This window comes from Micrococcus sp. iso_229 (assembly GCF_058072725.1).
Map to the genome: position 1 here is coordinate 169,135 of NZ_CM176514.1, position 24,065 is coordinate 193,199.

The 24,065-nt window shown below is 71.9% G+C and carries 19 protein-coding genes, 2 pseudogenes and 1 other annotated feature; of the genes and pseudogenes, 13 read left to right on the forward strand and 8 right to left on the reverse strand.

The features are described 5' to 3' along the window. Positions 1-33 precede the first annotated feature (33 nt). Positions 34-1,260: a PucR family transcriptional regulator gene (locus AC3RKA_RS00840; protein WP_489727331.1), complete on the reverse strand. Its 1,227-nt coding sequence runs from the start codon at positions 1,258-1,260 to the stop codon at positions 34-36. A 143-nt stretch (positions 1,261-1,403) separates the two neighbouring features. Here AC3RKA_RS00840 and AC3RKA_RS00845 point away from each other — a divergent pair, with 143 nt between their 5' ends. The 4 genes and pseudogenes from AC3RKA_RS00845 to AC3RKA_RS00860 all read left to right on the forward strand — a co-directional run bounded on the left by AC3RKA_RS00845 (position 1,404) and on the right by AC3RKA_RS00860 (position 6,256). Beyond that, positions 1,404-3,026, forward strand: coding sequence for a flavin-containing monooxygenase (locus tag AC3RKA_RS00845; RefSeq protein WP_002856196.1), 1,623 nt, complete (start codon positions 1,404-1,406; stop codon positions 3,024-3,026). Beyond that, complete coding sequence (locus AC3RKA_RS00850; protein ID WP_489727332.1) at positions 3,023-4,024, forward strand: alpha/beta hydrolase; 1,002 nt, start codon at positions 3,023-3,025, stop codon at positions 4,022-4,024. Before AC3RKA_RS00845 ends, AC3RKA_RS00850 begins: the two co-directional genes overlap by 4 nt. Positions 4,025-4,091: 67 nt before the next feature. Further along, positions 4,092-4,805, forward strand: a pseudogene (locus AC3RKA_RS00855) (formate/nitrite transporter family protein); the annotation flags it as partial. 224 nt (positions 4,806-5,029) lie between these two features. Continuing rightward, a pseudogene (locus AC3RKA_RS00860) lies at positions 5,030-6,256 on the forward strand (IS3 family transposase). After that, positions 5,302-5,403, forward strand: a sequence feature (AL1L pseudoknot). Its footprint overlaps the pseudogene before it by 102 nt. A 44-nt stretch (positions 6,257-6,300) precedes the next feature. Here the strand turns inward: AC3RKA_RS00860 and AC3RKA_RS00865 are convergent. Continuing rightward, the gene (locus AC3RKA_RS00865; protein WP_002856206.1) at positions 6,301-6,915 is read right to left on the reverse strand and encodes a hypothetical protein; all 615 of its coding nucleotides are present in this window, start codon (positions 6,913-6,915) and stop codon (positions 6,301-6,303) included. A 305-nt stretch (positions 6,916-7,220) separates the two neighbouring features. Between AC3RKA_RS00865 and bioB the strand changes: the two genes are divergently transcribed. Together bioB and AC3RKA_RS00875 are read left to right on the forward strand one after the other, a co-directional pair. Continuing rightward, a complete protein-coding gene (gene bioB, locus AC3RKA_RS00870) occupies positions 7,221-8,402 on the forward strand; it encodes a biotin synthase BioB (RefSeq protein ID WP_489727333.1) in 1,182 nt (393 codons plus the stop codon). 93 nt (positions 8,403-8,495) lie between these two features. Beyond that, positions 8,496-8,735, forward strand: coding sequence for a hypothetical protein (locus AC3RKA_RS00875; RefSeq protein ID WP_049161781.1), 240 nt, complete (start codon positions 8,496-8,498; stop codon positions 8,733-8,735). A 92-nt stretch (positions 8,736-8,827) separates the two neighbouring features. On the opposite strand, the gene AC3RKA_RS00880 is transcribed toward AC3RKA_RS00875, so the two are convergent. Together AC3RKA_RS00880 and AC3RKA_RS00885 are read right to left on the reverse strand one after the other, a co-directional pair. Further along, positions 8,828-8,965, reverse strand: coding sequence for a hypothetical protein (locus tag AC3RKA_RS00880; protein WP_002857626.1), 138 nt, complete (start codon positions 8,963-8,965; stop codon positions 8,828-8,830). Next, positions 8,932-9,483: a hypothetical protein gene (locus AC3RKA_RS00885; RefSeq protein ID WP_136940442.1), complete on the reverse strand. Its 552-nt coding sequence runs from the start codon at positions 9,481-9,483 to the stop codon at positions 8,932-8,934. Before AC3RKA_RS00885 ends, AC3RKA_RS00880 begins: the two co-directional genes overlap by 34 nt. Positions 9,484-9,619: 136 nt before the next feature. Here AC3RKA_RS00885 and AC3RKA_RS00890 point away from each other — a divergent pair, with 136 nt between their 5' ends. Next, positions 9,620-10,909: an adenylosuccinate synthase gene (locus AC3RKA_RS00890; RefSeq protein ID WP_002857631.1), complete on the forward strand. Its 1,290-nt coding sequence runs from the start codon at positions 9,620-9,622 to the stop codon at positions 10,907-10,909. Between the two features lie 127 nt (positions 10,910-11,036). Here AC3RKA_RS00890 and AC3RKA_RS00895 read toward each other — a convergent pair whose 3' ends face one another. Next, positions 11,037-13,256, reverse strand: coding sequence for a catalase (locus AC3RKA_RS00895; RefSeq protein WP_036335107.1), 2,220 nt, complete (start codon positions 13,254-13,256; stop codon positions 11,037-11,039). 171 nt (positions 13,257-13,427) lie between these two features. On the opposite strand from AC3RKA_RS00895, the gene AC3RKA_RS00900 reads away from it, so the two are divergent. After that, complete coding sequence (locus AC3RKA_RS00900) at positions 13,428-14,213, forward strand: carbon-nitrogen hydrolase family protein (protein WP_036335109.1); 786 nt, start codon at positions 13,428-13,430, stop codon at positions 14,211-14,213. A 135-nt stretch (positions 14,214-14,348) separates the two neighbouring features. Then, positions 14,349-14,888 carry a hypothetical protein gene (locus AC3RKA_RS00905; protein ID WP_002857637.1) on the forward strand — a complete coding sequence of 180 codons (540 nt, stop codon included), beginning with the start codon at positions 14,349-14,351 and terminating at the stop codon, positions 14,886-14,888. A 114-nt stretch (positions 14,889-15,002) separates the two neighbouring features. Here AC3RKA_RS00905 and AC3RKA_RS00910 read toward each other — a convergent pair whose 3' ends face one another. Next, positions 15,003-15,716: an IclR family transcriptional regulator gene (locus AC3RKA_RS00910; protein ID WP_060775768.1), complete on the reverse strand. Its 714-nt coding sequence runs from the start codon at positions 15,714-15,716 to the stop codon at positions 15,003-15,005. 150 nt (positions 15,717-15,866) lie between these two features. Between AC3RKA_RS00910 and hutU the strand changes: the two genes are divergently transcribed. From hutU to hutH, 4 genes are all read left to right on the forward strand, one after another. Beyond that, positions 15,867-17,564, forward strand: coding sequence for a urocanate hydratase (gene hutU / locus AC3RKA_RS00915; protein WP_489727334.1), 1,698 nt, complete (start codon positions 15,867-15,869; stop codon positions 17,562-17,564). 117 nt (positions 17,565-17,681) lie between these two features. Continuing rightward, on the forward strand, positions 17,682-19,058 hold the full coding sequence (locus tag AC3RKA_RS00920) for a YjiH family protein (RefSeq protein ID WP_098093788.1): 1,377 nt from the start codon (positions 17,682-17,684) through the stop codon (positions 19,056-19,058). Between the two features lie 47 nt (positions 19,059-19,105). Then, positions 19,106-20,311, forward strand: coding sequence for an imidazolonepropionase (gene hutI, locus AC3RKA_RS00925; RefSeq protein ID WP_144860036.1), 1,206 nt, complete (start codon positions 19,106-19,108; stop codon positions 20,309-20,311). A 29-nt stretch (positions 20,312-20,340) separates the two neighbouring features. Next, positions 20,341-21,954 carry a histidine ammonia-lyase gene (gene hutH / locus AC3RKA_RS00930; protein WP_227449214.1) on the forward strand — a complete coding sequence of 538 codons (1,614 nt, stop codon included), beginning with the start codon at positions 20,341-20,343 and terminating at the stop codon, positions 21,952-21,954. Between the two features lie 103 nt (positions 21,955-22,057). On the opposite strand, the gene AC3RKA_RS00935 is transcribed toward hutH, so the two are convergent. Continuing rightward, complete coding sequence (locus AC3RKA_RS00935; protein ID WP_489727335.1) at positions 22,058-23,368, reverse strand: MFS transporter; 1,311 nt, start codon at positions 23,366-23,368, stop codon at positions 22,058-22,060. Beyond that, complete coding sequence (locus tag AC3RKA_RS00940; RefSeq protein WP_489727336.1) at positions 23,365-24,027, reverse strand: flavin reductase family protein; 663 nt, start codon at positions 24,025-24,027, stop codon at positions 23,365-23,367. The genes AC3RKA_RS00935 and AC3RKA_RS00940 overlap by 4 nt, the downstream gene beginning before the upstream one ends. Positions 24,028-24,065 lie beyond the last annotated feature (38 nt).

A 24,065-nucleotide genomic window follows, 5' to 3' on the forward strand; every position in this document is an offset into this window, starting at 1 on the left:
CCCGTCGGGCCACGGGCACCGGACCGAGACGGCTCAGCGTGCCCCGCGCCACTGCAGGACCTGCAGGGCGGCGGCGACGTCGACGGGGTTCTCGGCCAGCGGCCGCGGGAGCAGCTCGTCCGCGCGGGCGAGGCGCCGGATGACGGTGTTGCGGTGGGTGTGCAGCCGCTCGGCGGTGCGCGAGGTGTTAAACCGCTCCTGCACGAGGGTCAGGACGGCGTCGTGGATCTCCTGGGCCGCGGTGGCGAGGTCTCCCAGGACGTCAGTGACGTACCCGTCCGCCCGCACGGGCTCGGCGGTGAGGACGTCGACCAGCTGGACGTCCTGGTACCGCGCGATGCGCTGGGGGGACGCCAGGCGGGTCATCATCCGCTGGGCGGCGGCCGCGTCGAGATGGCTGCGGCGGAACCCGACGACGTCATGGCCCGGGCGCCCGATGGCGACGCTCACCTCGGGGTGCCCGGTCAGCCGGGAGGCGACGTCGTCGACCGCGGGCGCGGCGGCGAGGGGGAGCCAGAGCCAGTGGGAGGCGGAGCTGGCGACGACGGTGAGCCGTCGGGCCGTCCCGCCGGCCTGGGCCAGCGCCTCCGCGGCCGCTTCGAGCGCGGCGGGGTCCCCCTCCAGGGTGGTCCACACGACGGCGGCGACGTGCGGCCCGGTCAGCGGGTGGCCGAGCTGGGTCTCGGCACGCGCCCGGCTGATGGGCGCCCCCTCGACGATGCGGGCGACGACGGCCCGGCGCTCAGCATGGCTGCCGCGGTGGAGCTGATCGCGCTCGGCCTCGAGGACCGCGAAGACGGCGTCGAGGGTGTCGTCGATGAAGGTGGCGATGGACAGCAGCGAGACGTCGAGGAGCTCGTGGAGGAGGCTCAGGTCCTGGGTGAGCTCGAAGCAGATCGCCATCCAGCGCCGCGAGGCCAGGCTCTGGCCGGTGCGGTAGCTGTCCAGCGCGGTCCGTCCCAGGCCGCGCCGGGCGAGGTCGCGCGCGGTCTCCAGGTTGTCCGGCTCGAGGTTCGGCGGGACCCTCCGGCCGGGCGCCTTCACGTTCGCGGCGGCCCAGTGCAGCAGGTTGGCCGTGGTGGTGCGGCGGATGCCCTCCGCGAGGACCGGGTCCGCGGCGATGACCTCCATGCGGGTGCCGGCCAGAGCCGCGGCGTCGATGTCGGCCGTCCATTCCGGACGCGGCCGGAGCGCGAGCTCGGCGGCCTGGCGGAGGAGGCGCCGCACCGGCGGCGAGGGGGCCGGCCACGGCTCGGTCATAGTGGCATTGTGCACCACGCGGCTCAATGATCAGGGGCGGATCGCCCTATCCGTGGACGCGGCGGCGTCGGAGACTGTGACACATAAGACATCGAACGCCGTGGGGCCCTCCGCGCCCACGCACCGAACCGCCAGGAGACACCATGCCGCATCCATCCATGCCCGACACCGAGAGCGCGCCGCTCGGCGCCGTCGAGCAGGTCGACGTCCTCATCGTCGGGGCCGGCCTCTCCGGCATCGGCGTGGGCTGCTACCTCACGAGGACGCTGCCGCAGAAGAGCTTCGTCATCCTCGAGGGCCGGGGAGCCTCCGGCGGCACCTGGGACCTGTTCCGGTACCCCGGCATCCGCTCGGACTCCGACCTCACGACGTTCGGGTACGAGTTCAAGCCCTGGCGCGAGGAGGAGTCCATCGCGGACGCCTCACAGATCCTGGACTACCTGCGCGAGACCGTCCGCGAGAACGACCTCGAGCAGCACATCCGCTACCACCACCGCGTGGTGGGGGCCGAATGGTCGTCGGAGACCGCCCGCTGGCTCGTGACGGTGGAGCACGCGGAGACGGGTGAGCAGCGCCTCTTCAGCGCGGGCTGGCTGTTCTCCGCGGGCGGCTACTACGACTACGCGGAGGGCTACACCCCCCACTTCGAGGGCCGCGAGCGCTTCCAGGGGCAGATCGTGCACCCGCAGCACTGGCCCGAGGACCTGGACTACGAGGGCAAGAAGGTCGTGGTCATCGGCAGCGGCGCCACCGCCGTCACCCTGGTGCCCTCGATGTCCGACGAGGCCGCCCACGTCACCATGCTGCAGCGCACCCCCACCTACGTGATGCCCATCCCCCGCGAGGACAAGCTCGCCATCCGCCTGCGGCGCCGCTTCGGGGACGAGCGGGGCCACGCGCTGGCCCGGCGCAAGAACATCGTCAAGCAGCGGGCCATCTGGACGTTCGCCCAGAAGTTCCCCGGCCCGGCGCGCAAGGCCATCCGACGGTTCAACGAGCAGCGCCTGCCCGCGGGCTTCCCCGTGGACGAGCACTTCAACCCCCCGTACAACCCGTGGGACCAGCGGCTGTGCGCCGTCCCCGACGGAGACCTCTTCCGGGCCATCCGCAGCGGCGACGCCTCCGTGGTCACCGACCGGATCGTCACGTTCACCGAGACCGGCATCCTCCTGGAGTCGGGTCAGGAGCTGCAGGCGGATGTGATCGTGACGGCGACCGGGCTCAACATCAAGCTCTTCGGCGGCGTCGACCTCACCGTCGACGGCCAACCCGTGGACGTCGCCGACAGCGTCGCCTACCGCGGCATGATGCTCAGCGGCATCCCGAACTTCGCGATGGCGATCGGCTACACGAACTCGTCGTGGACGCTGAAGATCGGGCTGGTGTGCGAGTACTTCTGCCGGATGCTCGGCTACATGGACGAGCACGGCCACGACGCCGTGTGGGCGGTGGCCGACCCCGACATGGAGACGCGTCCGCTGCTGGACTTCGGCGCCGGATACGTCCAGCGTGCCCTGGGCTCCATGCCCAGGCAGGGCACGGCCGCGCCGTGGCTGATGTCGATGGACTACTTCCAGGACGTCAAGACCCTGCGCCGCGCCGCCGTCGTGGACGAGCACCTGAGGTTCGCGGACGCGGGGTCGGGGGCGACGCCGTCCGGCCCGGACGCCGCGGACGGCGCCTCGCGAGGCGAAGTGGCGACGAGCGCCGCGGGCGCCGCGGCGACGGACCAGCTCGTCGGCTCCGGATCGGGGGCCCGCGCATGAGCGCCGCGGTCGAGTGGCAGCCCGACATCCTCGGCGAGGGCTACGAGCAGACGGTCTTCGAGCTCGGCCCCGACCCGGACGGTCAGGGCGACGTGCGCGCGGTGCTGGTGCGGCGCGTCCCCCGGGCGGGCGAGGACGTGCGGGGAGCCGTGCTGTACGTGCACGGCTTCGCGGACTACTTCTTCCAGACCGAGCTGGCCGACTTCTTCGCCGCCCGGGGCTTCGCCTTCTATGCCCTGGACCTGCGCAAGAGCGGCCGGGCCCGGGTGGCCGAGCAGCACGGCCACTACGCCTCGAACCTGCGCCAGTACGACCTCGAGCTCGACCGTGCCGTCAAGGTCATCACCCTGGAGAACCCCAAGAAGCCGCTCCTCGTGGTGGCGCACTCCACCGGCGGGCTCATCACCCCCCTCTGGCTCGACCGGCGGCGACGCGAGCGTCGCACCGGGCGCATCGTCGGCCTGGTGCTGAACAGCCCGTGGCTCGACCTCCAGGGCCGCCCCGCCATGCGCACCCGCGCCTTCACGACCGGGCTCCACACGCTCGCCCGGGTGCGCCCGTTCCATCCCATCGAGATGGCCGCCGGCGTGTACGGGCAGTCGCTGCACGTCAGCCACGGCGGAGAGTGGGACTACGACCTGGAGCTGAAGCCCGACGCCGCCTTCCCGGTGACCGCCGGCTGCCTCAGCGCGGTCCGCCGCGGCCATGCCCGCGTGCACCGCGGCGTCGAGGTGGGGGTCCCCACCCTCGTCCTGCACTCCGACCGCAGCCACTTCTCGCGCACCTTCTCGGAGGAGACCCACAAGGCCGACGTCGTCCTCGACGTCACGCAGATCGCCGCGCGGGCGCCGTCGCTGGGGAAGGACGTCGAGGTCGTCGAGGTCCCCGGCGCCCGCCACGACGTGTTCCTCTCCCAGGAGGCCGCGCGTCGGGACGCCTACGCGAAGGTCGCCGACTGGCTCGGGCGGCACCCGATGACCGCCGCGGAACGGGTGTGAGGGCCGGACGGAGCACGAGCGGGCCGACGACGACGTCGAGGAGCCGGTCGAGAAGACCTACGGAGAGGCCTCCGAGGAGGGGGCCGACCGGCTGCACTGCTCGTGGCCGGCCCTGCTGACCACCGGATTCCTCGGCGGGGTGGAGATCACCATCGGACTGCTGGCGTACCTGCTCGCCCTGCACGAGACCGGCAGCCACCTGCTGGCGGGCGTGGCGCTCTCAGTGGGGTTCATCGCCCTGTTCCTGGCGCACTCCGAGCTGTTCACCGAGGGGTTCTTCTACCCGATCATGGCCATCGTCGACGGCCGGGGCACCTGGCTCGAGCTGCTGCGGCTGTGGGGCGTCACGCTGGCCACGAACCTGCTCGGCGGCTGGGTCACGGTCGGGCTGATCGCCTTGGCGTTCCCCCAGCTCCACCCGGACCTGGCCGAGACCGCCCACCATTTCCTCGAGATCGGCCTGAGCTGGCAGGGCGCCGCCTTGGCCCTGCTGGCGGGGACGGCCATCACCCTGATGACCCGGATGCAGGCCGGCGCCGAGGACGCACCCACGAGGGTGGCGGCCGCCGTGGCCGGCGCCGTGGTGCTCGGCGGCGGCTCGCTGTTCCACTCGGTGCTGGACTCGGTGATCATGTTCGGCGCCATCCACTCCGGGGCCGCGGGCATCGACTACCTCGACTGGTTGGGGTGGATCTGGTGGGTCATCCCCCTGAACATCCTCGGCGGGCTGCTCCTGACCACGGGGCCGCGCGTGCTGCGCTCGGTGGAGGCGAGGGACTGAGCCGCTCCCCCGACGACGACGAAGCCCCGCGGGGATCACGCGGCAGGTCCTCCTGCGGCGTGTTCGGCGCCACCGCCCGACGCCTGTCCAACACCACCGGACTCCGATCATCGAAACCACCCGTATGCCCGGCCCGCTCCCACGCCCGGTGATGCAGCACCTCGAACAACCCCGACTGAAGCGCCCTGGGTTTCGTTCCGATCCAACTGAAGGAGAATCGGAACATGCCCAAGAAGTACACCCCCGAGCTGCGTGAGCGCGCTGTGCGGATGGTCCTCGAGCGCCAAGTGGCCGAGGGAGGCCCTCGCTCACACTCGATCCGGGCTGTGGCCCCGCAGCTCGGCGTCGGCGAGGAGACCCTGCGCATGTGGTGCAACCGCCACGGCCACGAGATCACCCAGGCGCCGGCGGGAGAAGATCTGCAGCAGGAGAACAAGCGCCTCAAACGTGAGCTCGCTGAAGCCAGGCGCGCGAACGAGATCCTCAAAGCCGCCTAGGCTTTTTTCGCCAGGGAACTCGACCGCCCCACGACGAGATGATCGCGTTCATCGACGAACACCGCGATCAATTCGGGGTCGAGGCCATCTGTCGCACCCTGCGTGCGACGGAATGTGGGTTCATCACCTCCCGCGGCTACCGCGCCGCGAAGACACGACCCAGGTCTTCGAGAACGCTGCGGGACGGGATCCTCGTGGAGGAACTCCGCCGGATCCACGCGGAGAACTACAGCGTCTACGGTGTCCGAAAGATGCACCACGCGATGCGCCGCGCCGGGTGGGAGATCGGCCGGGACCAGGTCGCCCGACTGATGAAGCTCGCCGGCGTGGAAGGGGTGCGGCGCGGACGCACGCCGATCACCACGAGGCCGGCAGATGAGCCGGATGCTCGTCCTGACCTCGTGGAGCGCTGCTTCACCGCCCAGCGGCCGAACCAGCTGTGGGTCGCTGACATCACCTACGTCAGGATCCTGGGCGGGTTCTGCTTGAGTCGCTTTCATCACCGCCGTCTTCTCCCGGCGCATCGTGGGATGGGCGGTCTCGGGCAACCTTCACACCGCGGGGCTGCCGTTGCTCGCCCTCGAGCACGCCCTCGTGAGCACGGGAGCCAGCCGTGGCCGGCAGGGCCTGGTGCACCACAGTGACAGGGGCAGCCAGTACGTCAGCTTGGCATATTCAGACGCGCTCATCACCGCCGGGGTGAGCGCTTCGGTGGGCACCGTGGGCGACTCTTACGACAACGCCCTGGCCGAGACCGTGAACGGGCTCTACAAGGCCGAGCTCATCCACGCCAAGCGGATCTGGGAGTCCGTCGAGGCGGTCGAGCTGGCCACCATGGGGTGGGTGCACTGGTGGAACACGCAGCGTCTCCACGAAGCGCTCGGCTACCGCACTCCAGTGGAGGTCGAGGCGGCCTACACTCACGACCAGGATTCAGCGCCCGTTGCGTCCTGACCTCGGAACGAAACCCAGGGCGCTTCAAAACGACCGTTTGTGCCTCAGGCCAGCCGCGGGGGAGGCGACATCTCTGGCGCACCCCAGGGGAACCTCGTTGAGGACTCGGCCATACGGGCCCGGATCAGGTCTGGGTTGTGGGTGGGGAGCGGGCCGGGCAGGTCGGACATGGTGACCGGCACCGCGTCGACCACGTCCGCGGGGGTGGTGCTGGTCCACTGACATTCGGTGATGACGGCACCGATGTCAGAGTCCAGGTAGGGCGGTTGACGAGTGAAGGCTCCGGCATTGAGGACGTAGACCGTGCCGGCCTGCACGGGAGCGGTGCCGTCGGGGCGGCGTCCGTAGGAGTAGAACAGGCGCCGGTCGCTCGCGGCGCCTGCCCGCTCTCCGGGGTAGAAGCAGGCGTTGAGGAACTGCGGGCAGTCCGGTGCCCGGAGGGCGTAGGCGATGGCCCAGGTGGGGTCCTCAGTGGCGAACACGGCGGTGCGCTTGGACCAGTCGTCGGGGCTGTGGTCCAGCGGCGCGCGGGGTTCGAGGCGGAGCAGGCCGGAAGTGCCCGACCCGTGGAGCAGGTGGCGCCCGTCAGCGGTCCACTGGGCCAGGCGTGTCCAGGCCGGGCTGCCCTGAGTGGGTGCCGGCCAATGCCCTGAGGTCACGAAGGTCTCCCTCTGTCCGACTGGTCTGGCGGTTCGCACTGCCGCTGGCGGAGCGCCCACTCCTTACAGAGCCGAACCATCACCTCCGTGCATGTCAAGGTTCCAGGCGCTCTGGGGCGTATGAATCCAATTGGCGCGTTTTGGAACTCTTCGCTGCATCTCGACACCGGCCCCTCTGGACCGGCGCACTCGCTGACGTCGGGGCCATGGTCCCGCGCTCCTGAACGCTGTTCAATGAACACTGTTAGAGTCCCTCGGGTCAGACCCACCCGGGGCCGAGCCCCGCCCACCGGAGAGGCCCTCCCATGACCGCAGCCCAGGACGACGCCGTCGTCGCCCCCGCCCTCGACCCCGAGGAGCTCGTGGACCGCATCGAGGCCGGACACCGGCTCACCGCCGCCGAGGCCGTCGCCGTGCTCGACGCCCCGGACGCCGAGACCTTCCGGCTCGTCGCCGCGGCGTCCCGCCTGCGCGAGCGCCACTTCGGCCGCACCGTGAAGGTCAACTACCTCGTCAGCCTCAAGACCGGCCTGTGCCCCGAGGACTGTACCTACTGCTCCCAGCGGCTCGGCACCGAGGCCCAGATCCTCAAGTACACGTGGCTCAAGCCGGACGAGGCCGTGCGCCAGGCGGGCCTGGGCATCGCCGGCGGCGCCTCCCGCGTGTGCATGGTGGCCTCCGGCACCGGCCCCACGGACCGGGACGTGGACCGCGTGACCGAGATGATCGGCCGGCTCAAGGACGAGCACCCCCAGGTCGAGGTCTGCGCCTGCCTGGGCAAGCTCAAGGACGGCCAGGCCGAGCGCCTCAAGGCCGCCGGCGTGGACGCCTACAACCACAACCTCAACACCGCCGAGTCCCACTACGAGTCCATCTGCACCTCCCACACCTACGCCGACCGCGTGGACACGGTGGAGCGCGCCACCGCCGCCGGCCTGTCCTCCTGCTCCGGCCTCATCGCGGGCATGGGGGAGACCCACGCGCAGCTGGCGGAGGCCGTCCTCGCCCTGCGCGAGCTCGACTCCGACTCCATCCCCGTCAACTTCCTCATGCCCTTCGACGGCACCCCGCTCGCCGGGCACGTCCAGCTGACCCCGCTCGAGTGCCTGCGCATCCTCGCCGTGGTCCGCCTGGCCTGTCCGGACAAGGAGCTGCGGATCGCTGGAGGGCGCGAGATGCACCTGCGCTCGCTGCAGGCCGTGGGCCTGCAGGTGGCCAACTCGATCTTCCTCGGCGACTACCTCACCTCCGAGGGGCAGGACGCGGAGGCGGACCTGAGCATGATCGCCGACGCCGGCTTCACCGTGCTGGGGGCCGCGGCCGCGCCCGCGGACGACGACGGCGCCCCGGACGGCGGCTGCTGCGGCGGGGGTGGGTGCGGGGAGGGCGGCGTCGAGGACGCCTCGACGCGGGGCGGCACGTCGCCCTCGCCGTCACCGGCGCCGCGCCGCCGGGGCGCGGGCACGGCCGAGCCGGCCAACGCCTGAGCCGGCCGGCTCCGGAGCCGGCCGCAGGATCGGCTAGCGTGGGGGCGCCCGACACCGCCCCGCCCCAGCCGCGCCCCGCGCAGGAGGACCGTCATGACCGACGAACAGGACGCCGTGGACGGAGGCGCCGGCGTCCCGTCCTGGCGCGTCATCGCCGACCGCATCAGCGCCGAGCACCGCGCCGCGGACGACGGGCCGATCGACGAGGTGGACCCCGCCGACTTCGACCTCGACGAGGACTGCTGCCTCGGTGGCTGCTGCGCGAAGGGCATCGCCTACCTGGACGCCGTCGAGCAGGCCGCCGCCCGCCGGGCCCGCCGCACCCGCGCCTGAACCCCCGGACGGACGGACAGGAGGACAGACGGCACCGCGCCGGCCGCCCCGTCGATCCGGGGCGGCCGGCGCGGTGTCCGGCGGGTGCTCGGTCAGGCCGGGCCGCGCTCGGCGTACTCGGCGAAGTAGTCGATCACGCGGGCCTGGTTCACGATGAGGAACGGGAACTCGCTGACCGCCGTCGTCGGGAGCGTGCTCAGCGAACGGCGCGGATCCGCCGCACCACGCACACCACGATCACCGCGAGACCCGTGAGCGCGCTGACGGCCGCGAGGGCGAGGCCTGCCACGGAGCCGACGTCCATCGCGGTGCTCTTGCCGAGCAGGTCCATGAGCACCGGGGTCGTGGCGGCGGAGTCCGGGTGGTCGCCGGCGTCGGGGAAGAGGATCGCGGCCAGCGCGAAGGACCCCCAGGAGACGCCCAGCAGCGTGTGCAGCAGGCGGCCCAGCCGGATGCCGCCCCGCTGCTCGTCCAGCGGGTTCACGCGGGGCAGGAGGAACAGGCTCCCCACCATGAGCATGAGGAAGAGCTCGTGGGGCAGGGCGCCGAAGACCATGTAGATGATCGTCATCCAGCCGTTCGCGCCGAAGTTGGAGCGCAGGGCGAGCGCGATCAAGGGCAGGGCGAGCAGGGCCAGCGCCCACGGCAGCACGGCCCAGGGCCGCCACGTGCCCACGCTCGGGCCCTTGCGGGTGGGGGCCGGGGCGGTGAAGTCCGAGTGCTGTGTGTGGGGCGCTGCGGTGCTCATGGAGCCAGCGTAGCCAGAGGGTGGCATCCGTCACGCTGGTAGGATTCGGGGGTACGGCCTCCGTGCGCACCGCAAGGAGGCGTCTTCCATGTATGGGCCCGAACGGGGCGACCCGCGGCCCTGAGGAGAGATGCAGATGCCAGCGATCGCGATCGTCGGAGCCCAGTGGGGCGACGAGGGCAAGGGCAAGGCCACCGACCTGCTGGGCGGGCGGGTGGACTACGTCGTCAAGCCGAACGGCGGCAACAACGCCGGCCATACCGTCGTCGTCAACGGGGAGAAGTTCGAGCTCAAGCTCCTGCCCGCCGGCATCCTCTCGCCCAACGCGACCCCCGTGATCGGCAACGGCGTGGTGGTGAACCTGGAGGCGCTGTTCGAGGAGATCGACGGGCTCGAGTCCCGCGGCCACTCGTGCGAGCACCTGAAGATCTCCGCCAACGCCCACCTCGTGGCGCCGTACCACCAGACCATGGACAAGGTGACCGAGCGGTTCCTGGGCAAGCGCGCGATCGGCACCACCGGCCGCGGCATCGGCCCCGCCTACATGGACAAGGTGGCCCGCCTGGGCATCCGCGTGCAGGACATCTTCGACGAGTCGATCCTGCGCCAGAAGATCGAGGGCGCCCTGCGGCAGAAGAACGAGCTGCTGGTGAAGCTCTACAACCGCCGCGCCGTGACCGTGGACGAGATCGCCGAGTACTTCCTGGGCTACGCGGACCGCCTGCGCCCCATGGTCGTGGACTCCGTGAACCTGCTCAACGACGCCCTGGACGAGGGCAAGGTGGTGCTCATGGAGGGCGGCCAGGCCACCTACCTGGACGTGGACCACGGCACCTACCCGTTCGTGACCTCGTCCAACCCGACCGCCGGCGGCGCGGCCGTGGGCGCGGGCATCGGCCCCACCCGCTTCTCCCGGACCATCGGCATCGTGAAGGCCTACACCACGCGCGTCGGCGCCGGCCCGTTCCCCACGGAGCTCTTCGACGAGATGGGCGAGCAGCTGCGCACCACCGGCGGCGAGTTCGGCGTGAACACCGGCCGCCCGCGGCGCACCGGCTGGTACGACGCCGTCATGGCCCACTACGCCGCCCGGATCAACGGCTTCACGGACTACTTCCTCACCAAGCTGGACGTGCTCACCGGCATCGAGAAGATCCCGGTGTGCGTGGCCTACGAGGTGGACGGCGTGCGCCACGACCGCATGCCCATGACCCAGACCGAGTTCCACCACGCGAAGCCCGTCTACGAGCACTTCGACGGGTGGACCGAGGACATCTCGGGCGCCCGCGCGTTCACGGATCTGCCGCTGAACGCCCAGCGCTACGTGGAGGCCCTCGAGAAGCTCTCCGGCTGCCGGATCTCCGCGATCGGCGTGGGCCCGGGCCGCGACCAGGTGGTCCAGGTCCGGGACCTCATCCAGGACTGACCCGGCCCGCCGCCCCGCCCCCGGCCCACCCTGACCTGCACTTTCGAACGTGGAAGAGGGCGAATGGGCGCTTTCGAACGTGAGATAGGCCCTATCTCACGTTCGAAAGCGCCCGGGGGTCGCTCGGTCAGTCGGCCAGGCGGCCCGTCGTCGGGAAGCGGTCCCACACGCGGTGCGCGGGCAGCAGCTCCGTCAGCCGGCTGACGGCGGAGGCGCCGTCCGCCGCGGACTCGACGCCCTTGCCGGACACCTGGGCGGCCGCGAGGACGGCCTCCGCCGGCTCGAGGGCGAGGATCGCCTTGGAGTGGCGCCACATCTCCTGCAGCACCTTGACGACGCGCGGGTCCACCGCCTCGGAGTCGGCGGCGCCGGCCTTCTGGTCCAGGCTGGGGGCGGCGTCTGCGGCGGGGGCCGCCGGCGAGGCCACGACCACGGCATCCAGCTCGATGGACGCGGCGGTCAGGTAGGTCCGCTGGGCCACGATCTCCCCGGCCACGGGGCCGCCCTTCGGTGCGATGACCAGCGGGACCATGCCCGCACCGTGGATGCCCTGCACGAGGGCGTCCAGCTCCTTCTCGTCCACGGACTCGCCCACCACGACGCCGACCTGACGGCCGTCGAGCGGCCACGCCCCGCCGATCTGGGACAGCACGGGGGAGGGCTGCACGTCGGCCGGGGTCTCGGTCGGCGCGGGGACGGGGATGCCCAGGCCGTCCGCGACCTGCTGGGCCAGTCGCGTGTCGATCGCGGCGAGGTGGGCCAGCTGGCGCTCTCGGATGGTCTGCTCGTAGCACTTGCCGAGCTCGAACGTGTACGCCTGCGCCACGTGCTCGCGCTCCACCTCGGAGAGGGAGAGGAAGAACAGGCGCGCCTGCGAGAAGTGGTCGTCGAAGGACGCGGCGTGCGCGCGCTCCTTCACCGAGGCCGGCAGCGGCTCCGGGTGCTCGATGAACGCGTGGTCGTCCGCGGGGGTCTCGTACGGCAGGCCGCCGTCGAGCGAATTGGGCCGGTACGGTGCCACCCCGCGATGCACGGCGCTCTGGTGGAAGCCGTCACGCAGCATGTCGTTGACCGGGGCGTGCGGGCGGTTGATGGGCAGCTGGTTCCAGTTCGGCCCGCCGAGGCGGGTGAGCTGCGTGTCCAGGTAGGAGAAGAGGCGGCCCTGCAGGAGCGGGTCGTTGGTGACGTCGATGCCGGGCACGAGGTTGGCCGGGTTGAAGGCCACCTGCTCCGTCTCCGCGAAGTAGTTGGACGGGTTGGCGTTCAGCGTCATGCGGCCGAGGGGCTGCACGGGGGCGAGCTCCTCCGGGACCAGCTTCGTGGGATCGAGCAGGTCGATCCCCTCGAACATCTGCTCCTCGTTGTCCTCGAACACCTGCACGCCGAGCTCCCACTCGGGGAAGGCGCCGGCCTCGATCGCGTCGGCGAGGTCACGCCGGTGGAAGTCCGGGTCCATGCCGTTGGTGAGCAGCGCCTCCTCCCAGGTCACGGAGTGCACGCCGAGCATCGGCTTCCAGTGGAACTTGACCAGCACGGTGGAGCCGTCCGCCGCGATCAGGCGGTAGGTGTGGACGCCGAAGCCCTCCATCATGCGGTAGGAGCGCGGGATGCCGCGGTCGGACATGTTCCACAGGGTGTGGTGCTGCGCCTCGGTGTGCAGGGACACGAAGTCCCAGAACGTGTCGTGCGCGGACTGCGCCTGTGGGATCTCCCGGTCCGGGTGCGGCTTCACCGAGTGCACGACGTCCGGGAACTTGATGGCGTCCTGCACGAAGAACACGGGGATGTTGTTGCCCACCAGGTCCCACGTGCCCTCGTCCGTGTAGAACTTGGTGGCGAAGCCGCGGGTGTCGCGGGCCAGGTCCATGGAGCCGCGGGAGCCGGCCACGGTCGAGAAGCGGACGAACACCTCCGTCTCCTTGTCCTTGGCGAAGAGCCCGGCCCGGCTGATCTTCGCGGCGGTGCCGTAGCCGCGGAACACGCCGTGGGCGCCGGCGCCGCGGGCGTGGACCACGCGCTCGGGGATGCGCTCGTGGTCGAAGTGGCTGAGCTTCTCCCGCAGGTGGTGGTCCTGCAGCAGGGTGGGGCCGCGGCGGCCGGCCTTGAGCGAGTGGTCCGAGTCCTGCAGGCGGACGCCGTGCGCGGTGGTCAGGTACGGGCAGCCCTGCGCTGCGGTCGCCGGGTCTGCACCGGTGTCCTGGCCGGTGGGGGAGACCTGGGCCGGGCCGCGCTGGTCCGGGGCCGGGACGGCCACGGGCTGGTCCGGGTGGGTGAGGGCGGTGTGCTCCTCGAGGTCGGGGGTGATCGGCCCCGGCGTGCCGGGGATGTCGGGCTGCTGGGTGGTCATCGCGTCTGCTCCTGTGGTGTCGACGTGCCGCGCGGTGCCGCGCGGATCGGGGGATGGACGACGACGGCGGCCGATGCGGGCCGACGTCGTGCCCGGCTTCCAGCGTGGCGGCTGGCCGCGGCGCTGACCAGGGCTGACGGCCACCGGCGGGGGCCTGGCTACCCTGGGGGCATGAGGATCAGCGTGGGACAGTTCGGGCCCAGGGGCGACGTCGAGGCGAACCTGGCCGTGATGGCCCGCCTCGCCGCCCGCGCCGCGGGCGAGGGGGCGGACCTCCTGGTGCTGCCCGAGGAGGCCATGCTCGGGGCCCGCGAGGTGGGGGAGGAGTTCCCCGACGCCGTCGCCGCGGCCTGGGAGCCGTTCGCCGCGGGCCTGGCCGCGCTGGCGCGTGAGCACGGGATCGCCGTCGTCGCGGGCGGCTACGAGCCGGGACCGGACCGGCGTCCCTACAACACGCTGCTGGCGGTGGGCGCGGACGGCACCCGACTGGGTGCGTACCGCAAGCTCCACCTCTACGACGCGTTCGCACATCGCGAGTCGGACCGGATCACCCCCGGCGACGGCGGCGTCGCGGCGATCGAGCTCGGCGGGCTCCGCCTGGGTCTGCTCACCTGCTACGACCTGCGCTTCCCCGAGCTGTCCCGGCGTCTGGCGGTGGAGGGCGCGGACGTGCTCGTGATCCCCGCGGCGTGGTTCTCCGGCGAGCACAAGGTGGACCACTGGCGCACCCTGCTCAAGGCCCGCGCGGTGGAGAACACGGTGTGGGTGGCCGCGGCGGACACGTGCTCGGACGGCACCGTGGGCCACTCGATGATCGTGGACCCGCTGGCGCTGCCCGTCGCCGAGCTCGCCGACGAGCGGGAGGCCGTGGTGACCGCGGAGGTCACCCGCGAGCGGATCGAGGAGGTCCGGGAGTTCCTCCCCTCGCTCGCCAACCGCCGCACCGACGTCCTCTGAGCCGCCCCGCCCGGCGGACGGGTCACCATTACCCCCTCGGGCTGGGAAAAGCCTAAAATCACGTCAGACGTGCAACCAGACGGGCGCCCTGGCGCCCGGAACGCGCCCCGCCCGGGGCGGGACGGGAGATCAGAGATGACCATCAACGCCGACGGCAGCCACGCCGTCCAGCCCCACACCGCGAACGCCCACACCGCCCCGACCCGCCCCGTGCGCCACGCCGTGGTGGAGGAGGAGGTGCTCGAGCCGCTGCGCCCGGTGGACGGCTGGGGCTTCACCAACCGCGTCATCCTCGTCTCGGTGCTCGTCGTGATCATCGGCGACGTCGTGCGCGTGCTCACCGGCGGCCTGGGTGATCCCAACGGCTCCGTGGCGCTGGGCGAGACCGGCCACGGCTGGGTCGTGCTGGTGCAGTCGTTCATGTTCGGCCTGGTGGGCGGCGCCCTGGCGGGCGCGGCCGGCTACCTGATCGTGCTGCTGATGGGCGGGGCCGCCCGCTCCGTCGTGCGCTACGTGGTCGGTGGCGTGGTCGGCGGCTTCCTCGGCGCCGTGGGCCTGTTCGCGGTGTTCTCCAACACCGTCCTCTATGGGTCGGGCCTGCACCTGTTCTGGATGCTGCCGGTGGCCGGCCTGCTCGGCGGCCTCTGGGCGGGCGTCGTCTCCTCCCGCCGCTGATCCCCGGACCCGGCGCCTCGGGCGCCGGTCACAGAGAAAGGCCCCGGTCCCGGCTCTCGCCGGGCCCGGGGCCTTCTCCGTCATCACTCGCACCTTCGATGAGGTGGCTTCAGCCTACGAAGTCGCCTTGGGCTTTCCAGGGGAGTCGACTGGGTGTTCCCTGGGAGTGTCGGCCGCCCCGAGCAGGTGCGCGAGCTCGCCGGTGGCGGCGACGAGGGCCGCCCCGCACCGGTCCGCCAGCTCGTCCGTGCAGCGGTAGGCCGGCACGAGCGTGCTGAGCGCCCCGACCACCGTGCCCGCCACGCTGATGGGGGCGGACAGCGAGGTGACATCCTTCTCCACGGAACGGGTGCGCAGCGTGTAGTCCCCCGCGGCCACGCTGCCGCGCAGGGCGTCGCCCACGGCCGTGCCCGCCAGGGGGACGGTGCGTCCGACCCAGTTCGTGTGGCGGACCGAGTGCGTGCCCTCCACGATCGCCAGGTAGACGGCGGAGTCCGGAGGGGTCGTCACCGAGAGGTAGACGGATTCGCCCGTGGCGGCCACGACGTGGTCCATCGGCCCGCGGGCCAGCTGCACGAGCGAGTCCCGGGAGAAGGCCCGCGCCCCGAGCTGGATGAGGCGCACGCCGGGGCGGTAGGCACCGTCGTCGTCGCGGGCCACGAAGCCGGACCCCTCGAGGCTGCGCAGCAGGCGGAGCGCCGTGGACGCCGGCAGCTCCGTGGCGCGGGCGGCCTCGGTCAGGCTCAGCCGGGGCTGCTCGGTGACGGCGGCGAGCAGGTCCAGGGCCCGGTCCACGGTGCGCGTCGAGGCGGTGGGGGTGGAGGTCATGACAGGGAGCGTAACGGGTGCGGGACATGCGGATCGGGCTTGCGCGTGAGCCGGGCCACTGTTTCAATGTTCGGAAAGTGCATGCCGAGCCGTGAAATCACAGGGGCCACCCGTCCCGCCGGCGCACGCACCCCGTCGAGAGGAACTGCCATGGCCGTGGGCTTCACCCAGCACGACCCGTCCCGCACCATCCGCGCCCCGCGCGGCACCGAGCTGTCCGCCAAGTCCTGGCAGACCGAGGCCCCGCTGCGGATGCTCATGAACAACCTGGACCCCGAGGTCGCCGAGCGTCCCGAGGACCTCGTCGTCTACGGCGGCACCGGCCGTGCGGCCCGCTCCTGGGAGGCCTACGACGCCATCGTCGCCACCCTCAAGGACCTCGAGGAGGACGAGACCCTCCTGGTGCAGTCCGGCAAGCCGGTCGGCGTCGTCAAGACCAACGTGTGGGCTCCCCGCGTGCTGATCGCCAACTCCAACCTGGTGGGCGACTGGGCCGACTGGAAGACCTTCCGCGAGCTCGAGGCCGAGGGCCTGATGATGTACGGCCAGATGACCGCCGGCTCGTGGATCTACATCGCCACCCAGGGCATCCTGCAGGGCACCTACGAGACCTTCGCCGCGATCGGCCGCAAGCGCTACGACGGCTCCCTCAAGGGCACCTTGACCCTCAGCGGCGGCTGCGGCGGCATGGGCGGCGCCCAGCCCCTGGCCGTCACCCTCAACGGCGGCGTCTGCCTGATCGTGGACGTATCGGAGGACCGCCTGCGCCGCCGCATGGGCAAGCGCTACCTGGACGAGGTGGAGACGGACATCGACAAGGCCGTCGAGCGCGTCATGCAGGCCAAGCGCGACGGCGAGGCCGTCTCCGTGGGTCTCGTGGGCAACGCCGCCGAGGTGTTCCCCGAGCTGCTCGAGCGCCAGAAGGCCGGCACCGTCGAGATCGACATCGTCACCGACCAGACCTCCGCGCACGACCCGCTGTCCTACCTGCCGATCGAGATCGACGAGAAGGACTGGCACGCCGAGGCCGAGTCCGACCCGGACACCTTCACCAAGAAGGCCCAGGAGTCCATGGCCCGCCAGGTCGAGGCCATGGTCGGCTTCCAGGACATCGGCGCCGAGGTGTTCGACTACGGCAACTCCATCCGCGACGAGGCCCGCAAGGCCGGCTACTCCCGCGCGTTCGAGTTCCCGGGCTTCGTCCCGGCCTACATCCGCCCGCTGTTCTGCGAGGGCCTCGGCCCGTTCCGCTGGGCCGCGCTGTCCGGCGACCCGGAGGACATCCGCGTGACCGACGAGGCCCTGAAGGAGCTGTTCCCCGAGAACGAGCACCTGCACCGCTGGCTCGACGGCGCCGCCGAGTTCGTGGAGTTCGAGGGCCTGCCGGCCCGCATCTGCTGGCTGGGTTACGGCGAGCGCCACAAGGCCGGCCTGCTCTTCAACCAGCTCGTGGCCGAGGGCAAGGTCAAGGCGCCGATCGTGATCGGCCGCGACCACCTCGACTCCGGCTCCGTGGCCTCCCCGTACCGCGAGACCGAGTCCATGCTGGACGGCTCCGACGCGATCGCCGACTGGCCGCTGCTCAACGCGCTGACCGCCACCTCCTCCGGCGCCACCTGGGTCTCGATCCACCACGGCGGCGGCGTCGGCATCGGCCGCTCCATCCACGCCGGCCAGGTCGGCCTGGCCGACGGCACCGAGCTGGCCGCGGCCAAGCTCACCGCCCTGCTGACCAACGACCCCGCCATGGGCGTCTTCCGCCACGTCGACTCGGGCTACTCCCGGGCCGTCGAGGTCGCCGCCGAGCGCGGCGTCCGTGTGCCCATGGAGGCCACGATCCGGGACTGACCCCGGTCACGTCGTCGGACGGCGACGGTGCCGCCGCGCCGTCGCCGTCCGACGGCTTCACCGCCGCGAGCCGGACGGGCGGACGCCCGTCCGGCTCGCGATCGAAAGGACACCACGATGGACTCGTCCCGCCCCGCAGACCACGAGCTGCACACCGACACCACCGCGATGGCCGCGATCGAGGCCGACGCGCCCCGCCCGCCGGCGCGCTGGCGCATGATCGTCTACTCGGCGATCGGCATCGTCATGTTCTTCGTGCCCGTCACGATCAACGGGGCGAGCTCCATCCCGCTGGACCACCTGGTGACCTGGGTGCGCGGGCTGCTCGGCCCGGCCGACCGCTGGGTGGGCATGGCCATCATCGCCGCCGGCGCCGTGTACCCGTTCGCCTCGGGCCGCTGGCGCACCAGCACCACCCGGACGGTCTTCGCCTTCCTCGCCGTGCTCGGCCTGGTCGCCTCGGCGATGGTCGTGTTCGGCGTGGGCCCGAGCTGGATTCTGGACGAGAGCATCGGCCCGTTCCTGATGGACAAGCTCGTGGTGCCCGTGGGCCTGATCGTCCCCATCGGCGGCGTCTTCCTGGCCCTCGTGATCGGCTACGGCCTCATGGAGTTCGTGGGCGTCTACCTGCGCCCGGCCATGCGGCCGATCTGGCGCGTGCCCGGCCGCGCCGCCGTCGACGCCGTCGCCTCCTTCGTGGGCTCCTACGCCCTGGGCCTGCTGCTGACGAACCGCATGTACACCGGCGGCCGCTACACGGCCCGCGAGGCGGCGATCATCGCCGTCGGCTTCTCCACGGTGTCCGCGACCTTCATGGTGATCGTGGCCAAGACGCTGGGCCTGATGGACATCTGGCTCTGGTACTTCTTCGGCACCCTCGCGGTGACGTTCGCGGTCACCGCCATCACGGTGCGCATCCCGCCGCTGAGCCGCATCCCGGACGAGTGCTACCCGGGCGTCACCCACTCGCCCGAGCAGGCCGTCACCCGGGACCGCTTCCGCGTGGCCCGTCGCGCCGCCGAGCAGACCCTCGCCGAGGCCCCGTCCCTGCCGAAGAACATCTGGGTCAACTTCCGGGATGGACTCGTGATGGTGCTCCAGATCCTGCCGTCCATCATGTCCGTGGGCCTGATCGCCCTGGTCCTGGCCACGTACACGCCCGTGTTCGAGTGGATCGGCGTGATCTTCTACCCGCTGTTCTGGGCGCTCGGCTACTCCGACCCCGGCCTGCTGGCCTCGGCCTCCGCCACCTCGATCGCCGAGATGTTCATCCCGGCCACGATGGCGGCCGGTCACGAGGACCTCGTCGCCCGGTTCGTGATCGGCGTCGTCTGCGTCTCCGCGATCATCTTCTTCTCCGCGGTGGTTCCTGCCATCCTGGCCACGGACATCCCCGTGAAGATGTGGCACCTCCTGGTGATCTGGGTCGAGCGCGTGGCGCTCACCATCGTGCTGGCCACGCCGCTGGCCCACCTGGTGGCCGCGCTCACCTGAGGCCCGCCCCACCGGCCCACCCCCGTCCGTCCCGCAGAGAGGCCCCCATGCGCTCCACGCTCATCACCGACATCGCCGAGCTGACCACCGTCGACCCCGAAGGGCGGGTGCTCACGGACGCGGCCGTTGTCGTCGAGGACGAGCGCATCGCCTGGATCGGCCCCGCCGCGGACGCCCCGGAGGCGGACGACCGGGTGTCCGTCGAGGGCCGCGCCGTGCTGCCCGGCTGGGTGGACTCCCACACGCATCTCGTGTTCGACGGGGACCGCTCCGCCGAGTTCGAGGCCCGCATGGCCGGCGAGTCCTACGCGGCCGGCGGCATCGGCGTGACCACCTCCGCCACCCGCGCCGCCTCGGACGCTCGCCTGGCCGAGCTGGTCCGCGGCCGGGTGGCCGACGCGGTGGCCGGCGGCACCACCTACCTCGAGACCAAGACCGGCTACGGGCTCACCGTGGAGGAGGAGGCGCGCCACGCGCGCCTGCTGGCCGGGCTGCGCGAGGAGGGCCTCGTGGACGAGGTGACCTTCCTCGGCGCCCACCTCGTGCCCCCGGGCCGGGATGCGGAGGACTACCTGGACGACGTCGTCGGGCCGATGCTCGCGGCCGTGCGGGAGCACGTGGGCTGGGTGGACGTGTTCTGCGACACCGGCGCCTTCGACGCCGAGCAGACCCGCCGCGTGCTCGCCGCGGGTGTGGCGGCGGGCCTGGGCGTGCGCCTGCACGGCAACCAGATCGAGCAGGGCCCGGGGGTGGGCGTGGCCGTGGAGTTCGGCGCCGCCTCCGTGGACCACGTCAACCACCTCTCCGACGCGGACGTCGAGGCCCTGGCCGGCACCTGGGCCGACTGGGACCGCGCCTCGGCCACCGGCACGCCCGGCACCGTGGCCGGCTGCCTGCCCGCGTGCGACCTGTCCACCCGCGCCCCGCTGGCGCCCGCGCGCCGCCTGCTCGACGCCGGCATCGAGGTCTCCCTGGCCTCGAACTGCAACCCGGGCACCAGCTACACCACGTCCATGAACTTCAACGTGGGCACCGCCGTGCTGCAGATGCACCTGACCCTCGCCGAGGCCGTGCGCGCCGCCACCCTCGGCGGGGCCATCGGCCTGCGGGCGCAGGACCGCGTCGGCAGCCTCGAGGTCGGCAAGCGCGCCGACCTGCACGTGCTCGACGCCCCCGCCGCCATCCACCTGGCCTACCGCCCCGGCATGCCGCTGACCCATGCGGTCTGGCGCGCGGGCCGCCGCGCCGTCTGATCGACCGACATCAAGGAGAACGCATCACCATGACCACCCCTCCCGTCACCGTCACGCTCGGCACGTCCGGGGCCACCCTGGACGACGTCGTCGCCGTGGCCCGCCACGACGCCCGCGTGGTGCTCGCCGACGACGTGCTCGAGACCGTCGGCGCGGTGCGCCGCCACGTCGAAGCGCTGGCCGAGGCCGAGACGCCCACCTACGGCGTGTCCACCGGCTTCGGCGCGCTCGCGGACAAGCACATCCCGCTCGAGTCCCGCGCGCAGCTGCAGAAGTCCCTGATCCGCTCCCACGCCGCCGGCATGGGCCCCGTGGTGGAGCGCGAGGTCGTCCGCGCGCTGATGTTCCTGCGCGCCACCACGCTGGCCTCCGGCCGCACGGGCGTGCGCCCCGTGGTGGTCGAGACCTTCGTGGCCATGCTCAACGCGGGCATCACCCCCGCCGTGCGCGAGTTCGGCTCCCTGGGCTGCTCCGGCGACCTCGCCCCGCTCTCCCACGTGGCCCTGGCGCTGATGGGCGAGGGCGACGTCGTCGGGGCGGACGGCGCGCTGCGTCCGGCCGGCGAGGCGCTCGCCGAGGCCGGGATCGAGCCGGTCGAGCTGCGCGAGAAGGAGGGCCTGGCCCTCGTCAACGGCACCGAGGGCATGCTCGGCATGCTGATCATGGCGCTGGCCGACCTCGAGGAGCTCGCCGACACCGTGGACCTCACCGCCGCGATGTCCGTGGAGGCGCTGCTCGGCACCGACCGAGTGTTCGTGCCGGAGCTGCACCTGCCGCTGCGCCCCCACCCGGGCCAGGCGACCTCCGCCGACCGGATGCTGAAGATCCTGGCGGGCTCGCCGATCGTGGCCAGCCACAAGGAGGGCGACTCCCGCGTGCAGGACGCCTACTCGCTGCGCTGCGCCCCGCAGGTGGCCGGCGGCCTGCGCGACACCCTCGCGTACGTGCGCACCGTGGCCGAGCGCGAGCTCGCCGCCACCGTGGACAACCCGGTGGTGCTCGACGACGGCCGGGTGAGCTCGAACGGCAACTTCCACGGGGCGCCCGTGGCGTACGTGCTGGACTTCCTGGCCATCCCGGTGGCCGACGTCGCCAGCATGTCCGAGCGCCGCACCGACCGCATGCTGGACCCGGCCCGCTCGCATGGGCTGCCCGCGTTCCTCGTGGACGACCCGGGCGTGGACTCCGGCATGATGATCGCCCAGTACACGCAGGCCGGGCTCGTCTCGGACATGAAGCGCCTGGCCGTGCCCGCGTCCGTGGACTCCATCCCGTCCTCCGCGATGCAGGAGGACCACGTGTCCATGGGCTGGCACGCCGCCCGCAAGCTGCGCTCGGCCGTGGAGAACTTCCGCCGCGTGCTCGCCGTCGAGCTCGTGGCCGCCGCCCGCGCGATCGAGCTGCGCGCGCCGTTGCAGCCCTCCGCCGCGACCGGTGCCGCCGTCCGCGTGATCCGCGAGGCCGGCGTGCCCGGTCCGGGTCCGGACCAGTACATGGCGCCGCAGCTGGCCGCCGCCGAGCAGGCCCTGCGCGACGGGTCCGTGCTGGCCGCCGTGGCGGAGGCGCTCGCGGGCGTCTCCGCCGACGCCGAGCCACAGGACCTGGCCGAGGAGTCCGAGGGCGCCGAGGCCGAGGGGCACTGACGCCGCAGAGCGGTCAGACGCCACAGAGTGGTCACGACATGCCGCGTGCGTCTGCACGAGACGGCGTGTCGTGACCACTCTGTGTGTGGGCGACCCTTCCGGCTCAGGCCGCCAGGTCCACGTCCTTCGTCTCCTTCATGAACAGGCCGGTCAGGCCGGTGAGGCCGCCGACCACCATGAGGTAGATCGGGAACGCGCTGGTCCATCCCTGCGCCGTCAGCCACGTGATCAGGTACGGTGCTGTGCCGCCGAAGATCGCGGTGGCCAGCGAGAGCATGGTGGCCACGCCCTTGGCGCGCACCGCCGTGGGCAGCGCCTCGGACCAGACGGCCCCGTTGACGCCGAACAGCAGCGCCACGGCCAGCAGGGCGATGGTCTGCACGAGCAGGAACGAGGCGAAGGTGCCGTCCAGCATGCCGAACAGCGGGAACGGCAGCACCACGAAGAGCAGGCCGAAGGCGATGACCAGCGGACGGCGGCCGACTCGGTCGCCCAGCAGGCCCGCCCCGAGGATGGCGACCAGGAAGATCACCTGGGCCACGAGCGAGGCCGAGAGGGTGGTGGACTTGTCCATCTGATGGGCCACCTGCGCGTGCGTGGGCAGGTAGATCAGCCACGTGTAGAACATCAGGGAGCCGCCCGCGGAGACCAGGAAGATCGTCAGCAGTCCGCGCCACACCGCACCCGGCTCCCGGCGCGGGGCCTCGTCGGCGGTGGGCACCACCTGCTGCGCCGCCGTGAAGTGCTCCGACTCCGTCAGGCTCCGTCGCAGGTACAGCGCGTAGAGGCCGAGGACGCCGCCGATGCCGAACGCTACGCGCCAGCCCCAGGACGCCACCTGCTCGGGGGAGAGCAGCGTGTTGACGGCCAGGCCCACGAGCGTGGCCAGGATCGTGCCCACCACCACGGACACCCACGACGTCGCCCCGAACAGCCCGCGCCGGCCCTGCGGCGCCCGCTCCACGAGGTAGGTCACGGAGGTGCCCATCTCGCCTCCGTGCGCCAGGCCCTGCAGCAGACGGGCGATGACGAGGATCACCGAGGCGAGGACGCCCACCGTGCCGTAGGTGGGGGTGAAGGCGATGATCAGGCTGCCGAGCGCGGTGATCATCATCGCCGCGAAGAGGCTGCGCTTGCGGCCCACCCGGTCCGCGTAGGCGCCGAACACGTAGCCGCCGATGGGGCGGGCGACGAAGCCCACCGCGAAGACGGCCAGGGTGGCGAGCAGCTCGGAGGTGGGGTTGTCCGCGTGGAAGATCTGCGCCGCGAAGACCGGGGCGAAGATCGTGTAGACGTTCCAGTCGTACCACTCCAGCGCGTTGCCGAAGTTCACGGCCAGCATGTCCTTCAGGCTCCGGGGGCGGGCCTCGGGCACGGGAGCGGGCCGGGCCGCACCGGTGGCCGCGGTGCTCATGACCGCCCCTCGAGGCCGGCCTGGGCATCGCCGTCGGCGCCGGGCACCCGCATCTCGAAGGTCTCCCGCACCACGGTGTAGTCGAAGTAGCCCAGGCGGGCGATCGGCTGGATGCGCGGGATGTCGAGGCGGCCGTCGGCGGTGATGACGTCGTCGTCGATGTGGATGGTGTCCACGTGGGCGAAGACCACGTCGATGGTGCCGACGTTCGAGTCGCCCTTGATGCGGTGCGTCGAGTGGTAGCGGCACTCGAAGCGCACGGGGGACTCGGCGACCATCGGGATGGGGTGGTTGTCCGCGTAGACCTTGGTGACGCCGTGCTCGGCGATGCGGTCCCACTCGCTCTCGCCCGGCTCCAGGGCCATGGCGGAGACGTTGACGGCCTCGCGCAGGTCGTAGGTGGCCATGTTCCACACGAACCAGCCGGTCTGCTCCGCGTTGAGGACGGTGTCCTTGCGGCGTCCGTCCGGGTACTGGTTCGCGGAGAACATCACCATGGGCGGGTCGAAGGTGAGGTTCTGCCACTGGCTGTAGGGGGCGATGTTCTCCATGCCGTCCGTGCTCACGGAGGACAGCCAGCCGATGGGCCGCGGCACCGTGGAGCTCTTGAAGGGGGAGTAGGGCAGGGGGGTGGCCTCGTGCTGCGGGCGGTACTTCATGAGTCCTCCATGTGATGCCGGTAACAGGATGTGGGCCA

Coding starts and splice junctions, on each gene's coding strand:
- AC3RKA_RS00840 (WP_489727331.1), bottom strand. CDS start 1,260: ATGACCGAGCCGTGGCCGGCCCCCTCGCCGCCGGTGCGGCGCCTCCTC.
- AC3RKA_RS00845 (WP_002856196.1), top strand. CDS start 1,404: ATGCCGCATCCATCCATGCCCGACACCGAGAGCGCGCCGCTCGGCGCC.
- AC3RKA_RS00850 (WP_489727332.1), top strand. CDS start 3,023: ATGAGCGCCGCGGTCGAGTGGCAGCCCGACATCCTCGGCGAGGGCTAC.
- bioB (WP_489727333.1), top strand. CDS start 7,221: ATGACCGCAGCCCAGGACGACGCCGTCGTCGCCCCCGCCCTCGACCCC.
- AC3RKA_RS00875 (WP_049161781.1), top strand. CDS start 8,496: ATGACCGACGAACAGGACGCCGTGGACGGAGGCGCCGGCGTCCCGTCC.
- AC3RKA_RS00885 (WP_136940442.1), bottom strand. CDS start 9,483: ATGAGCACCGCAGCGCCCCACACACAGCACTCGGACTTCACCGCCCCG.
- AC3RKA_RS00890 (WP_002857631.1), top strand. CDS start 9,620: ATGCCAGCGATCGCGATCGTCGGAGCCCAGTGGGGCGACGAGGGCAAG.
- AC3RKA_RS00895 (WP_036335107.1), bottom strand. CDS start 13,256: ATGACCACCCAGCAGCCCGACATCCCCGGCACGCCGGGGCCGATCACC.
- AC3RKA_RS00900 (WP_036335109.1), top strand. CDS start 13,428: ATGAGGATCAGCGTGGGACAGTTCGGGCCCAGGGGCGACGTCGAGGCG.
- AC3RKA_RS00905 (WP_002857637.1), top strand. CDS start 14,349: ATGACCATCAACGCCGACGGCAGCCACGCCGTCCAGCCCCACACCGCG.
- AC3RKA_RS00910 (WP_060775768.1), bottom strand. CDS start 15,716: ATGACCTCCACCCCCACCGCCTCGACGCGCACCGTGGACCGGGCCCTG.
- hutU (WP_489727334.1), top strand. CDS start 15,867: ATGGCCGTGGGCTTCACCCAGCACGACCCGTCCCGCACCATCCGCGCC.
- AC3RKA_RS00920 (WP_098093788.1), top strand. CDS start 17,682: ATGGACTCGTCCCGCCCCGCAGACCACGAGCTGCACACCGACACCACC.
- hutI (WP_144860036.1), top strand. CDS start 19,106: ATGCGCTCCACGCTCATCACCGACATCGCCGAGCTGACCACCGTCGAC.
- hutH (WP_227449214.1), top strand. CDS start 20,341: ATGACCACCCCTCCCGTCACCGTCACGCTCGGCACGTCCGGGGCCACC.
- AC3RKA_RS00935 (WP_489727335.1), bottom strand. CDS start 23,368: ATGAGCACCGCGGCCACCGGTGCGGCCCGGCCCGCTCCCGTGCCCGAG.
- AC3RKA_RS00940 (WP_489727336.1), bottom strand. CDS start 24,027: ATGAAGTACCGCCCGCAGCACGAGGCCACCCCCCTGCCCTACTCCCCC.